Annotated in this window: 7 protein-coding genes; 3 read left to right on the forward strand and 4 right to left on the reverse strand. The window is 73.0% G+C overall.

Annotated elements, in window-relative coordinates:
- Nucleotides 1-10 precede the first annotated feature (10 nt).
- A complete protein-coding gene (locus tag GFD30_RS14420) occupies nt 11-1,402 on the forward strand; it encodes an MFS transporter (protein WP_153025901.1) in 1,392 nt (463 codons plus the stop codon).
- On the forward strand, nt 1,399-2,592 hold the full coding sequence (locus GFD30_RS14425; RefSeq protein WP_153025902.1) for an FAD-dependent monooxygenase: 1,194 nt from the start codon (nt 1,399-1,401) through the stop codon (nt 2,590-2,592). Before GFD30_RS14420 ends, GFD30_RS14425 begins: the two co-directional genes overlap by 4 nt.
- 161 nt (nt 2,593-2,753) lie before the next feature.
- Here the strand turns inward: GFD30_RS14425 and GFD30_RS14430 are convergent, their stop codons facing one another.
- The 4 genes from GFD30_RS14430 to GFD30_RS14445 all read right to left on the reverse strand — a co-directional run bounded on the left by GFD30_RS14430 (nt 2,754) and on the right by GFD30_RS14445 (nt 12,423).
- Nucleotides 2,754-4,298, reverse strand: coding sequence for a PfaD family polyunsaturated fatty acid/polyketide biosynthesis protein (locus GFD30_RS14430; protein ID WP_322633246.1), 1,545 nt, complete (start codon nt 4,296-4,298; stop codon nt 2,754-2,756).
- On the reverse strand, nt 4,295-5,611 hold the full coding sequence (locus GFD30_RS14435) for a hotdog family protein (RefSeq protein WP_153025903.1): 1,317 nt from the start codon (nt 5,609-5,611) through the stop codon (nt 4,295-4,297). The genes GFD30_RS14430 and GFD30_RS14435 overlap by 4 nt, the downstream gene beginning before the upstream one ends.
- On the reverse strand, nt 5,604-11,534 hold the full coding sequence (locus tag GFD30_RS14440) for a type I polyketide synthase (RefSeq protein ID WP_153025904.1): 5,931 nt from the start codon (nt 11,532-11,534) through the stop codon (nt 5,604-5,606). The genes GFD30_RS14435 and GFD30_RS14440 overlap by 8 nt, the downstream gene beginning before the upstream one ends.
- Nucleotides 11,535-11,859: 325 nt before the next feature.
- Nucleotides 11,860-12,423 carry an EF-hand domain-containing protein gene (locus tag GFD30_RS14445; RefSeq protein ID WP_153025905.1) on the reverse strand — a complete coding sequence of 188 codons (564 nt, stop codon included), beginning with the start codon at nt 12,421-12,423 and terminating at the stop codon, nt 11,860-11,862.
- Between the two features lie 385 nt (nt 12,424-12,808).
- Here GFD30_RS14445 and GFD30_RS14450 point away from each other — a divergent pair, with 385 nt between their 5' ends.
- Nucleotides 12,809-13,915: an epoxide hydrolase family protein gene (locus GFD30_RS14450; protein WP_153025906.1), complete on the forward strand. Its 1,107-nt coding sequence runs from the start codon at nt 12,809-12,811 to the stop codon at nt 13,913-13,915.
- Nucleotides 13,916-13,989: the final 74 nt, after the last annotated feature.

Here is a 13,989-nt window from a genome sequence, read left to right on the forward strand (position 1 = left end):
AAGGACGTCCATGGCGGTAACCACGGAAGCCCCGGTCCGAATCGGGAAACCGGCGATCGGTGCCCTCGGCATACTCGCCCTCGCCCTCGGCACCCTGCAAGCGGTCGTGGAGCCCTCGCTCCCGCTGCTCCAGGACGATCTGCGGATCGGCCCCGCCGAAGGCTCGCTGATCTTCATCACCCTGCTCATCACCGGCGCGGTCGTCGCGCCGATCGCCGGCAAACTCGGCGACCGCTACGGCGGCAAGCGGGTCCTCGTCGTGCTGATGACCGTCGTCTCGGCCGGCGGCCTGCTCTCCAGCGCGGCACCGAACCTGCCGGTGCTGCTCGCCGGCCAGATCCTCCAAGGCGCGATGGTCGGGGCGCTGCCGCTCTCGTTCATCCTGGTGCGCAAGCACCTCCCGCCCGGGCAGACGCAGGTGGCCGTCGGGCTCGTGAGCGGACTGTTCACCGGCGGCAGCCTCGTCGGCATGCTCATCGCCGGGCCGATCGCCGAGAACCTCTCCCGGCACTGGATGTTCGCGATCCCCACGACCGCGATCATCGCGACGACGCTGATCGTGGCCCGCATGATGCCGGGCGACGCGCCCGAATCGGACGCGACGATCGACTGGCTCGGCGTGATCCTCTTGAGCTGCACCCTGGTCGCGCTCGTGCTCGGATTCATGGCGGTCGCCGGCGGCGGCCTCCCGCCGCTCGCGATCGCCGCCGTCACCGCGGGCGTGGCCGCCCTCGCGACCGCCTGGGCCGCCGTCGAGCGCCGCGCCGCCTCGCCCATGGTCGACCTGCGGATGCTCGCGATGCCGGCCATGTGGAGCGCCAGCGCGGCGACCCTCTTCCTCAGCCTCGGCTTCGGGATGACGGTCTACCTCGTCCCGCAGATGCTCTCGGTCTCCGGCGACGGGTACGGGTTCGGCGCGAGCTCGTCCGACATCGGCCTGTACCTGGTGCCGGCGACCATCGCCGGAGTCGTGGCCGGGACGATCGCCGGCATCGCCTCGCGGCGCTTCGGCCCGCGCGCCGTGATCACCGCCGGCGCCCTCGCCACCGCGGGCACCCTCATCGCCCTGGCGTCGCTGCACGACTCGACCTGGCAGCTCGTCGCCGCCAGGGCCCTGACCGGCTTCGCCGTCAGCGTCAGCGCGATCGCACTGCTCGCGAGCACTGCGACCGCCGTGGCCGCCAAGGACACCGGCATCGCCACCAGCCTGCTCGTCGTCACCCGCGTCGTCGGCGTCGCCCTGGGCGCCCAGCTCGGCGGCGTGCTCCTCGAGGCCGGAACCGACCCGGCCACCGACCTGCCGACCGAATCGGCGTTCACCACCGGATTCATCACAGCCGGCGTCATCGCCGCCCTGTCACTGCTCGTCGTCCGCGTCATGAAGAAGGGAACCCGCGCATGATGCACCACTCGAAACGAACGGTCCTGATCTCGGGGGCCAGCATCGCCGGCCCCGCCCTCGCCTACTGGCTCCACCGGTACGGATTCGCGGTCACGGTGGTGGAGAAGGCGAGCGCCCCGCGCGGCGGCGGCTACCCGATCGACGTACGCGGCACCGCCGTCGAAGCCGCCCGGCGCATGGGGATCCTCCCGCGCCTCCAGGACGCGCACGTCGACACCCGGCGCATCACGTTCCTTGACCCCGACGGCGGCGAACTCGCCTCCGTCACGCCGCACGCCATCGCCGGCAGCGTCGAAGGCCGCGACCTCGAAATCCGCCGCGGCGACCTGACGGCGATCCTCTACGACACCGTCCGCGACGACGTCGATTTCCGCTTCGACGACTCCATCGACACCCTCGAACAGTCCGGCCACGGCGTGGACGTCACCTTCCGCAGTGGAGAACAACGCGCCTTCGACCTCGTGATCGGCGCCGACGGCATGCACTCGCAGACCCGGAGGCTCCTGTTCGGACCCGACGCGCCGTTCCACCGCCACCTCGGCTACTGCTTCGCCGTGTTCACCATGCCCAACACGTTCGGACTCTCCCGCGAACTCCTGATGTGGAACGTCCCCGGCAAGGCCGCGGCCCTCTACGCCACCGGCGGCAAGGACGACGACCTGCACGCGTTCCTGAACTTCCACGTCCCTGAACCGCCGCTCGACTTCCGGGACCGCGCGTCTCAAGTGGACCTCGTCGCCGGCGCCTTCACCGACACGGACTGGAAGATCCCGGCCCTCATCGGCGCGATGCGCGATGCCGACGACCTCTTCTGCGACACGGTCTCCCAGATCCGCATGCCGGCCTGGTCCAGCGGCCGAGCCGCCCTCGTCGGGGACGCCGCCTACGCGCCGTCGTTCCTCACCGGACAGGGCTCCAGCCTCGCCCTCGTGGGCGCCTACATGCTGGCGCACGCCCTCGCAGTCCACCGAGACCCCGAGCCGGCCTTCACGGCCTACGAACAAGCCGTGCGCCCGTTCGTGACCGAGAACCAGGCACTGGTCGACCACGGCACGGCCGGCCTCTTCCCGACGACCGCCCGGGCCCTGGAGGAACGCAACGCCAGATTCCGCACCCTCGCAGCGATGCCCGCTCCGACACCGCGCCCGGCCTACACGGCCCTCACGCTCCCCGAACCGCCGACGCCATGAGCGGGCCGCCGCTCGTCCGGGGCATTCGAGGACCGAAGGCCATCGGCACCGGCGAGCGGCGCCCGCTGCACGTCGTCACGGCAGGCGGCGAGCGGCCACCACTTGAGCCGGAGTCGGCAAGCGGCACACGACGAGCCGGGCCGTCGCCCCGTGGACCCCGCTCAGCCCGCCAGGGCGGGTTCACGGAGCGGCGGCAGCCGGTATTCGGCGCAGCGCTTCGGGATCCGCACCCCGGCGAAGCGCAGCTGCGCGACCCTCGCCTGGAACGCGGCGCCACGGAGCAGGTGGCCGGCGATGTCGGCGGCCCCGCGGTGCTCGACCGGTTCGAGCGCCGTGCCGCGGACCCAGAGGTTGAAGGCGCCCATCGCCGGTCCGCACCAGATCTGGTAGTCCTCGACGCGGTCGCCGGAGCCGGACGTCGCCCAGCGCGAGCTCGAGCCCAGGTAGGAGCGGAACAGCAGGGCCATGCGGTGGCGCGGGTCGGCGTCGGCGCGGGCGAGGTCGGCGGGCTCGCGCTCGCGCAGGTAGGCGGCCGTGTCGTCCCAGGCCCGGTCGAGGCCCCCGCGGAAGACGTGCGCACGCAGGCGGTCCAGCTCGGATTCCGGCAGGTCCTCGATGCGGTCGTAGCCGCGGTAGAGCCGCGCCAGATGGGCCGCCCGCTGCGCGAAGAGCGTGCCCTTCCGGAGCACCTGCACCTCGGCGCCCGCCTCGAACATGTCCGCCGCCGGCGCCATCGCGCAATCGGTCGGTCCCGCTTGAGCGAGCAGCGCCTTCACGGCCCGCGACGTGCCCGCCTCCACACAGGACTGGTTCACCGAACCGGTGACCACGTACTCGGCGCCCAGAGCGAACGCGGCGTGCACCGCGTGCGGCGTGCCGATGGAACCCGCCGCGCCGATCCGCACCGGCCAGTGCGCGAGCCCGTCTTCGTCACGGAGCCGCAGCATCTGCGGGACGAGCACCGCCAGCGGCCGCCGGTCGGTGTGGCCGCCGGAATCGGCCTCGACGGTGATGTCGTCGGCCATCGGGACGTCGCGGGCGAGCCGGGCCTGCTCGGCGGTGACGTCCCCGGCCGCGAGCAGTTCCGCGACGAGCGCTTCGGGTGCGGGGCGCAGGAAGAGCCGGGCGACCTCGGCGCGCGACACCTTGGCGACGACCCGGTTCTCGGCGTGCACGCCGCCGGCCGGGTCGGTGCGCAGACCGGAGACCCGGTAGCGCACCAGTTCGGCGCTGAGCGAGACGAACGCGGACGCCTCGACGCAGCGGAGGCGGCGGCGCAGGTACACGTCGATCACGGCCCGCTCCCGGCGGGGCTGCTGCGGCGAGTGGATGAGGTTGGCGGCGTAGGGCAGATCGCCCAGCTCACGGTCGAGCTCGGCGAGCGCCGCGTCGATGCGGTCGACGCCGAGTCCGGCGCTGCCGAACGACGCGAGGTATCCGGCCCGGGCCAGCGCGGCGACCAGTTCGGTCGACGCGATCCCGCCCGCCATGGAACCGGCCATGTAGGGGTAGCACACTCCGTGGCGGCGCGCGAACTGCGGCGACCCGAGCCTCTCGGGTGGCAGCGGTGCGGCGACGGCCAGGGGCACCGCTCCTTCCAGTGGGGTGTTGCTCGCCGTGACCCGGTCGCCCAGGCGGCTGATGTAGCAGTGCCGGTCGAGGTCGGCGAGGACCCGGTACGTGTGCTCGGCGTCGAAATGCGTCACCGGTGCCGCCCTTCCCGGAGCTCGATGCAGATCCCGTCCACTCGGTAGACGCGCAGGCCGTCGCAGAAGAGCGAGCCGTCGGCATGGAGCAGGACCCGATCGGGTCCATGATGGACGGCTCGGAGGTGCACCTCGCACTGGAGCTCGTCGTTCTCGCGCAGCACCTGGCCCCGGTACTTCCAGGTCAGCTCGGCGTCGGGTGCGGGGGCGAAGCACGGTGCCGACATCGTCTCGGTCAGACCGGCCGCGACGGCATAGGCGCGCACGGCGTGGAAGAGCGTCTCGACGCCGAGGCTGCCGGGCATGACCGGATCACCGGGGAAGTGCAGGTCGAAGTACCAGGCGGCCGGGTCGATCCGCTTGCGGGCCAGGACGTAGCCCGCGCCGTGGTCGCCGCCGCCGAGGACGACCTCGGCATCGTCGATCAGGTCGAGCTGGTCCTCGCCTGGGGCCGGCAGGACCGCCTTGACCACCGGCGGCGGACTGGTCTGCCGCTCCAGCCAGGTGGGGACGCGACGGCCGCCGTCGAGGCCCGTCTCGCGGTCGAGGACGGCCGGAGTGAAGACCCCGTGCACTGTTTCCCCCTCGTAGCAGGGGCGGCCGTCGAGGGCGACGGCGAAACCGAAGCGCACGAGGGCGGACTGGGGGAGCGGTGTGTGCCCCAGCAGCTCGGTGCGCACCTGCACGGTGCGGCCGAGCGGGGACGCGTGGCGCAGCAGCCGCGAGCGGCCTTCGAGGTTGCGGAAGACGAGGTCCTCCTCGATGTGCCCGACGGCGATCCCGTTGAGGTCGCAGAGCTTCCCGGCGGCCTGCAAGGCGATCTCCTGCCAGGCGAGGTTCGCCAGCGAGGAGCGGTCCTCCGTGCGGAACCAGGCGTCGGGCGGGACCGCGAAGTCGCTGAGGAGGGTCGACCCGGTCCGGAACTCACCGGGTGTGCCGTCGAATTCCAGCACGCTTCCGAACATGCGCATGTCTCCCACCGGAAGCTGCGGGCGCAGCGGCTGCCGGGCCGGGTTCGCCGCGGTCGTGCCGTGATCGGGTTCGGCGCGAGGCGCGGGGATCTCCGGGCGGGCCGGGAACGCCCGCCCGGCGACGGCCGACTCGGCGGAGGCGAGCAGATCGTCCGAGATGGACTGGTGCACGTCGAGGACCGCCCGGTGGACCCGGAGGGCCTCGGCGAGGAACGACTCGGCGACACCGGCGACACCGGCGGCATCGCGCGGAGCCGACGCGGGGGCGGCGGCTTCGTCGTTGCGGGGGAGCGGGAACGCCTCGATCGGGAGACCGTCGAAGCCGAGTTCGTCGTCACGCACGGTTCACCGCTCCGACGGTCGGCTCCTGCTCGGCGAGCATGTGGAGCGGGGCCCACCGGGTGTCGGCGAGGAGCTCCGGGGTGAGGTCCAGCATCGCCAGGCCCTTCCAGCGCTGGAGTACCCGGCCGTCCGGCGCGCAGGCGGTGACGGTGTAGCGGTTGTCGAGTGCGCGCTGCTCATCGAGCTCGGCCACGATCAGGAACGGCTCGCCGTCGGGGAGGGGCGCGTACACCTCGACGGCGTCGACCTTCATCGGCAGCGACCGGCGGCCGGTCAGCCGCCGTCCGAGGAGCAGTGCGCCCTGCGGGAGCAGATCGGCGGCCGCGCCGTCGTACAGCCGGCCGCTGCAACCGGGAAGGGAGGGCGCGGCCAGCCGCGCGAGGGCCACCACCTGGTCGGGTCCGGCGGCGAGTTCCGGCCCGAGCCCGGTGAGCGTGGGCCCGTGGAAGAAGAACCCGTCGGCGTAGTACGGGTGCGGTTCGAACGCGGGCAGCTCGTACGCGTCCAGCCCGTCCAGTCGGGGCGCGGGCGCCGGCTCGGCCGCCATCCTGAAGCGCCCCTGGTAGCGGAGCACGGGAGGCTCGACGCCGCGGTGGCTGCGGATCGCGACGTCGACCCAGTCGGGTCCGTCGCCGGCCGGGGCCGCCCGCAGCTCGAACCGGTCCTGTTCGGACCCGTCGAAGACGACGCCGCGGCCGATCGCGAAGTCGCGGACCTCGACCGCCGCCCGGCCGCCGTCCAGCCCTTCCAGGCTGTTCGCGCACCAGCCGATCGCCGCGCTCAAGGGCAGCACCGCGGTCGTCCCGTCGAAGGCGTGGTCGCGGAGGACGGGATGGGCCGCGAGGCCGGCCAGGTCGCGCCGCACGGTCGCACCCGAGGACGCGAGCGGCCGGGACTTCGGGAACAGCGGGACGGTCGGGCCGAGCACCGTCACCAGGTGGTCCCGGTGTTCGGGGCCGAGCTGTTCGACGAAGAGGGCGGTGCCGTGGTCGCGGGTCAGCATCGGAATGCCCTGCTGCCGGAAGATCTCCTGGATCGCGTCGTTGGCCATCCCGCCGTGCCAGGGCCCGAACGCCAGTGCCGACACGCGGCAGGCCGGACGGGCGGCCTTCCACGCGCAGGCGAACTTGTCGAGGGCGTCGTTGGCCATGGCGTAGTCGGACTGGCGGAGGTTGCCGTTGAGCGCGACGACGGACGTGAAGAGCACCAGGTGGCGCAGGCGCTCCGCGTCGAGGGCGCCGAGCACCGCGTCGAGCCCGACGAGCTTGGGGCCGACGACGCGCGCGACGGCATCGGCCGTCTTGTCCCGCAGCCACGAGTCGGCCAGCACCCCGGCGCCGTGGATCACGCCGGTGACGGCGTCGGCGTACGGGGCGAGGACCGCGGCGACCTCGGCCGCGTCGGCGACGTCCGCGGCCAGGTACTCGGCGCGCACTCCCAGTGCACGCAGCGTCTCGAGCGTGCGTTCGACCTCCTGCCGCGCGGTGGAGTCGTCGGGTCCGCCGGACAGCGGCGTGCGCCCGAGCAGCAGGAACCCGCAGCGGTAGCGGCGCGCCATCTCGATGACGCACCAGGCGGTGACGCCCCTCGCCCCGCCCGTCACCAGGAACAGGTCGTCCTCGGTGACCTCGGCCGACTCGGCCCCGGAGGCGGGCACCGGCAGGGCCGTCGGCGTCCCGGTCAGCGCGGGAGTGCGCCGGACCGTCCCGTCGTCGCCCACTTCGGGCAGGTCGACGGCGGCGTCGTGGATCTCGCGGAGGAGGCGCTGGGCGACATGGTCGGCGGCGAGGCCGGGGTCGTAGTCGAGCGTCCGGCAGAAGAGGCCGCCGGTCTCGATCGCGACGGTCCGGAGGAGGCCGCCGACACCGCCGGTGAGCGACGGCCCCGTCCGCCCCTGCGATCCGGCGTACCCGAGCGCGCCGTCGAGCGCGGTCACCGCGACCAGGGCGGCCCGGGTCGTCCCGTTCGCGCCCGCGGCCAGCGCCGGCTGGAGGCGCTTCGCGGCGAGCAGCGTGTGCGAGAGCCGCCGGATCGCGTCCGCGGCCGATCCGGTCTCGGTGAGGACGACCACGGCCAGGTCGAGGATCCCGTCGCCGGGGACGAGCGCGGACACGGCGTCGGCGAGGGCCGCCTCGCTCCAGTCGTCCAAGGCGCGGGTCGGTCCGCTTCGGCGGATGCCGACACCGGGGAGCGCGAGCACGCTGGTCCGCCAGCCGGCCCGTTCGAGTGCCGTGATCGTCGCGGCCGCGACGGCCCCGCCGTCGTCGACGACGAGTGCGGCCGGATCGGGCCGGAACGCGTCGACCAGGTGGTCGGCCTCGGGAAGCTCCCGCAGCGTCACATGGGCGCGGCCGAGCGGGAGGGCGCGGACGGCCGGTTCGGCGGCCTCGGGGTCCGCTTCGGTGAGCATCTGCTCGGCGAACGCGACGAAGTCGCCGACGGTTCGCCCGGCGGAGAGCATGTACATGGCCTCGCGGGGCGCCGAGGGCACGTGCTTCCACAGTTCGGCCGCGATCTCGACCTGCGCGAGCGAGTCGATGCCGAGGTCGGTCTGGATGTCCTGGTCGAGCCCGATCATGTCGAGCGGGAAGCCGGTCTTGTCGGCGATGATCCGGCGGATCAGGTCCGCCATGTCGGCGGGGTCGAGCGCGGGCGGTTCGGGCTCCGGTTCGGCGGGCGGAGCCGTCTCGGGTCGCAGGGGAGGCGCGGGGGCCGCCTCGGCGGGGAGAGCGGGCGGCTCGTCCTCAAGCGGAGCGGCGGCGTCCCGGTGCCGGCCGAGCCGTGCGAGTTCGCCGAACGCCTCGTTCGCCCGCGCGTGGGCGCGGCCGAGGGCGATGCCGTGGTCGCTGATCGCCTTGACCTCGCGGGCCACGGCCTCGGCCGAGCCGTGGTCGGCGGCCGCGCGGGCGAGGTCGACCAGTCCCCGGGCCGTGCTCAGTTGTCCGTCGACGTACCGGGTGTGGAGTTCCAGGTGCTCGGCCGCGATCCGGGACAAGTGCACGGCGTCCAGGGCGGGCGTAGGCCGCGCGTGGTCCGCGCGCATCGGCGGCGCCTCGTTCGCGGGAGCCCGGTCCGCCGGGCGCTCCTCGATCGGGCGCTCTTCGACCGATGCGGGCCGGTACTCGGCAGCCGCCACCTCTCTATTTGCGGTCTCGCGGACGCGGCGGCCGGCGAAGTCGTATCCGCGGAGCGACTGCGCGGCCTGCGACGGGACCACCGGCTCAACAGGCAGGGGCTCGTACCGGTCGAGGCCGAACAGGGGGACGCCGAGCACGGCCAGGCGCACCGCCGCCTCCATGAGTGCGGCGGCGCCGTCGTGCCGGGGGCCGGGATCGGCGGGGACGACCGTTGCGTCCCGTCCCGCGAGGATGCGCTCGACGAGGCCGGACAGCACGCCGCGCGGCCCGAACTCCACGAAGACGCGGTGGCCGGAGTCGTAGAGCTCCTCGATCCGCCGCTGGAAGTCGACCGGGCGGGTGATCTGCCCGATCAGGGTCGACCGGTTCGCGGCCGGGTCCTCGCCGTAGCCCGCGCCGGGCGCTCCGGCCAGGACCGGACGCACCGGCGCGCGGAAGGTCACGGCCTCGGCGGCGGTGCGGAACGTCTCGACCGCGTGCGCGACCAGACTTGTGTGGAACGCGGCGCCCACCGGCAGCGGCTGCGCGGGGACGCCCTGCCCGCGGCAGTCGGCGGCGAGTGCGTCCACGACCGGAGCCGGGCCTCCCACGACCAGCTCGTCCGGGGCGTTGCGGTTGCAGACGACCGCGCCCGGGTGCGAGGTCAGGATGGCCGCGAGCCGGTCCTCGGAGCAGCGGACGGCGAGCATCGCACCGGGATCGGCGCCCGGCCCGGCGGGCGCCGCCATCGCCTCGCCTCGCGCGGCGGCGAGCCGCAGGAACCCGTCGTCGTCGAGCCCGCCGGCGGCCCAGAGAGCGGTGAGCTCGCCGAAGCTGTGACCGAGGCACGCGTCCGGAGCGAAGCCCATGTCGGCGAGGAACCGGTACTGGCCCATGGCGAGGGCGCCGATCGCGGGCTGGGCGTAGTCGGTGCGGCGGAGCCGTTCGGCCGCCGCATGACGGTCGGTGCCCGCCGGTGGGAACACCGCCTCGGACAGGGGCTGCGGACCGGGTCCGATCAGGTTCGCCTCGTCGAACGCGGCCCGCACCGGCGGGAAGGCGTTCGCGGCGGCGAGGCCCATGTCCGGATACTGGCTCCCCTGACCGGTGAACAGCGCCGCGACGCGCGCGCCGTCCCGCGCGCGGCGGCGGTAGCGGACGCCGTCGCCGGCCCACTCGTCGGCGTCGGGCCGGTCGCGCAGTCCGGCGACGGCCGCCGCGAGCCGGGCGTCGTAGTCGCGTTCGTCCGCGGCCGCGAACCCGATCCGGGCGTGGCCGGGCGGGATCGGGCCTTCGCGGTCGGCGGGCGCACCGGATTCGAGCCGGTGCAGCAGGGCCTCAGGGTCGGGGGCGTGCCAGAGGCGCGCGACCGGGACCTTGTGGGCCGCCCTCGTGTCGGCCGGTCCGTCGTGCTCTTCGAGGACCACGTGGAAGTTGACGCCGCCGAACCCGAACGAGGAGACGCCGCCGCGGCGCTTCGGCCGGTGCGGCTCCCTGATCCAGGGCCGCGCGGTGGCGTTGACGTAGACGGCGCCGTCGGCGCGGGCCGCCTCCGGGCACGGCTCGTCCACGTTGATGTGCGGCGGCAGGATCTTGTCGTGCAGGGCCAGCGCCATCTTGATCAGGCCCGCGGCTCCGGCGGCGGCCTTCGTGTGCCCGATCTGGGATTTCACGGACCCGATCGCCACGGAGCGGGGCCGGGCGCCGGCGAGGAACCGGTTGAGCGCGGCGAGCTCGACGCCGTCCCCCGTCGGGGTGCCGGTCCCGTGCGCCTCGATCAAGGCGACCGAGGCCGCCGGGACGCCGGCATCGCGGTACGCGCGCTCGAGGGCGAGGTGCTGCCCGTCGCCGCACGGCGCATGGATGCTCGTGCCCGGGCCGTCGGTGGCGTTGCCGATCCCGCGGATCACGGCGTAGACGCGGTCGCCGTCCCGGTCGGCGTCGGCGAGGCGTTTGAGCGCGAGCATGCCGATGCCTTCACCGATGAGGGTCCCGTCGGCCGCCGCGTCGAACGGGCGGATCCGGCCGCTGGGCGCCAGCGCCGGGGTCTTGCTGAAGCACATGAACGCGAAGTTCGAGTTGTCGGCGTCGCAGCCGCCGGTGATCATGAGGTCGGCGCGGCCCAGCACGAGTTCGTCCACGGCGGCCCTGAGCGCGGCCAGCGAGCTCGCGCAGGCGGCGTCCACCGTGAAGTTCGCCCCGCCGAGGCTGAAGTGCTTCGCGATCCGGCCGGAGACCACATTGGCGAGCAGGCCCGGGAACGAGTCGGACGTCCACTGCGGGAAGGACGCGAGGTACCGCCGCGAGAGCGCGGCGACCTCCTGCGGCGCAAGACCGCAGTCGGCCGCGGCCTCCTCGACCACGGGGACCTGGAGCCGGGCGGTGAGCGGACCCATGGACGAGTTCGCGCCGCACACGCCGAGGATCACGCCGGTCCGGGCGGGATCGAACCAGGAGGCGCCCTCGCAGCCCGCGTCCCGCAGCACGTCCCGGGCCACGTTGAGGCTCAACAGCTGGACCAGGCCGGTCGCGTCGAGCGACCGCGGCGAGATGCCGAACTCGAGCGGGTCGAACGTCGCCTCCGGAAGGAACCCGCCCCGGCGGCAGTAGGTCTTGTCGGCCGCGAGCGGATCGGGGTCGTAGTGGTCCTCGATGCGCCAGTGCGATTCCGGCACGTCGGTGGTGCAGTCCCTGCCCGCGAGGACGTTGTCCCAGAACCGCCCCACGTCAAGCGCATCCGGAAAGACGCCGGCCACCCCGACGATGGCGATGGGCGTGCGGGCGAGCTTGTGCTGAGATACCGACATAGCGCTCAAGTCTGCCATAATCGTCAAGAAACGCCATAAAACATCCTGGCTTCCGCGGGGCGGCTCGCACGCGAGGGCCATCGCGCCCGCAGTGACCGGTCGGCGGCGACTCCGGCACCTCCCGGCGTCCGGACCGCGCCGGCCGGTGAACCGGCGCGCTCACGGACCGGTCGGCGAGAAGGCGGCCCGGGTTCGAAAGCCCGAGCCGCCTTGTGATTCGTCCGCACAGCCTCGCGCTGGAGACGCCCGGCTTGCGAGTGCGCAACGCCGGGTGCCGCAGCAGCCGCCCGGGACCCTGCCGCTCGCGATTCGCCGCCTGCGGAACTCAGCGCTCGTAGATCGGCTGGCCCATCCACCAATTGCCGGGGGCCTCAGGGTCGGTGCTCGACCAGTACTCGATCACCGCGCTGACGAACTCCTCTGCGGTGAGGCGCCCGTCGCCGTCGCGATCGAGGTAGCCGAAGGCCTTGTCGATGTCGCCCTGGCCCAGGCCGGGAAAGTGCGACTGCTGGAACGCGGCGAACTCCTCGGCGCCCACTTCGCCGTCGCCGTCGATGTCGGCGATCGAGAGGTAGGTCCGCCCAAGCGCACCCAGGGTGGCCTCGGCGGCGGCGGGGTCGGTGGCGAGGCTTCTGGTGGAGGCGACGAACGTCGCCTTGTCGATGTCCTCGCGTCCCTCGGGGAGGTGCGGGCGGTGGAGGTCGTTCCAGATGGCCACGAAGGCGGCGACGACCCGGGCCTCCTCGGGCGATCCCGCCGCGTGCCCCAGGCCCGCGGCGGCGCGCCTGCCCATCATGACGTGGTCGTTCTCGTTGAGCCGGCCGCTGCCGTCGGCGTCCAGGTGGTCGAAGCCGTGCTCGATTTTCGCGGTCAGGATGTCCTCGGTCATGCGTGTGCCTCCACTGGCGTCGGCGCCTGGTTCGAGCGGCCTGAGTTCTCGAAACGCTCAAACCGCCCGATCCTGCTTTCATATGGACAGAACGTGAGCACTTCAGACCGGCGGCTGCGCCGGAGCCGGAGGCGGGGTTCGTACGGCGGCCGGCGGTCGTCCAATCGACGATGAGCAGCGCGAGGTCGGCTGGGCGGCGACGCCGTGGCCCTGGCGCCGACCTGCTCCGCCAAGACGACCCGGCCCCGAGGCGGACGCCGCGATGAAAGGCCCGGACCGCTCGAGCGAGTTCCTTGACCCAATATTGGAATAGATCATTCCGTTCTGATATACTGATGGCAGCCGAGGAGCACGGGCTCCCGAACCGAGCAAGGAGAAGACGGCCATGACCCAGCACGAGGCGATCAAGCCCTTCACGATCGAGATCCCGCAATCCGAGCTCGACCACCTCCGCGACCGCCTGTCGCGAGCCCGCCGCGCCCAGGAGCTCCCCGGCGCCGGCGACGAATACGGCGTCACCGTCGACCGCGTCGACCACCTCACCGACTACTGGCTCCAGAAGTACGACTGGCGCGACACCGAAGCGCGACTCAACGGATACCCGCAGTTCGTCACCGAGATCGACGGCCAGCGCCTGCACTTCCTCCACATCGAGTCGCCCGACCCCGCGGCCGTGCCGCTGCTGCTGCTCCACGGCTGGCCGGGGACGATCATGGAGTTCACCGACCTGATCGAACCGCTCACCCGGCCGTCCGAGGGCCCGGCCTTCCACCTGGTCATCCCCTCGCTGCCGGGCTTCGGCTTCTCCGGCCCGACCACGGAGGCCGGCTGGGGCGCCGCTCGCACGGCGAAGGCGCTCGCGACGCTGATGTCGCGGCTCGGCTATGAGCGGTACGGCGCGCACGGCAACGACGCCGGCGCGTTCATCGCCCCGGAACTGGGCAGGATCGACGGCGAGCACGTCATCGGCGTCCACGTCGACCAGATCTTCTCGTTCCCCTCAGGCGACCCGTCCGAGATGGAGGGCATGTCCGAAGAGGAGATGGGCGCGCTGCAGGTGCTCCAGTGGTTCTACGAGAACAAGAGCTCCTACGACCAGGTCCACTCCCAGCAGCCGCAGACGCTCGCCCACGCACTCGCCGACTCGCCCCGCGGCCTCCTCGCCTGGATGGACCAGCTCTTCGGGGAGGGAGTCGGCGACCGATTCGTCATCGACAACGTCATCATCCACTGGCTCAACGACACCGTCGCCTCGTCGATGCGCTTCTACTTCGAGAACAAGCGCAACCCGGTCGACACCGCACCCACAGCCTTCCCGATCGCCAACTCCAGCTTCGCGGGGGACTTCCAGTCCATTCGCCGCTTCGCCGAACGCGACTACACCAACATCACGCAGTGGCGGACCCACGACGCCGGCGGCCACTACGCCGCCCACCAAGTCCCGGACATCCTCGCCGAAGACCTCCGCGACTTCTTCACCGCCCTGCGCTGAACCGCGGACCGCAGTGTTCACGCCCTGTGCGCTCGCGGTTCGTCGGATCCCACAGTGAACAAGCAGAACGGCCC

It is taken from the genome of Glycomyces albidus (assembly GCF_009451885.1).
GTDB lineage: Bacteria > Actinomycetota > Actinomycetes > Mycobacteriales > Micromonosporaceae > Glycomyces > Glycomyces albidus.

Excerpts from the sequence above, each read along its gene's own strand:
- GFD30_RS14445 (WP_153025905.1), bottom strand. The coding sequence starts at position 12,423 with ATGACCGAGGACATCCTGACCGCGAAAATCGAGCACGGCTTCGACCAC.
- GFD30_RS14420 (WP_153025901.1), top strand. The coding sequence starts at position 11 with ATGGCGGTAACCACGGAAGCCCCGGTCCGAATCGGGAAACCGGCGATC.
- GFD30_RS14440 (WP_153025904.1), bottom strand. The coding sequence starts at position 11,534 with ATGTCGGTATCTCAGCACAAGCTCGCCCGCACGCCCATCGCCATCGTC.
- GFD30_RS14450 (WP_153025906.1), top strand. The coding sequence starts at position 12,809 with ATGACCCAGCACGAGGCGATCAAGCCCTTCACGATCGAGATCCCGCAA.
- GFD30_RS14425 (WP_153025902.1), top strand. The coding sequence starts at position 1,399 with ATGATGCACCACTCGAAACGAACGGTCCTGATCTCGGGGGCCAGCATC.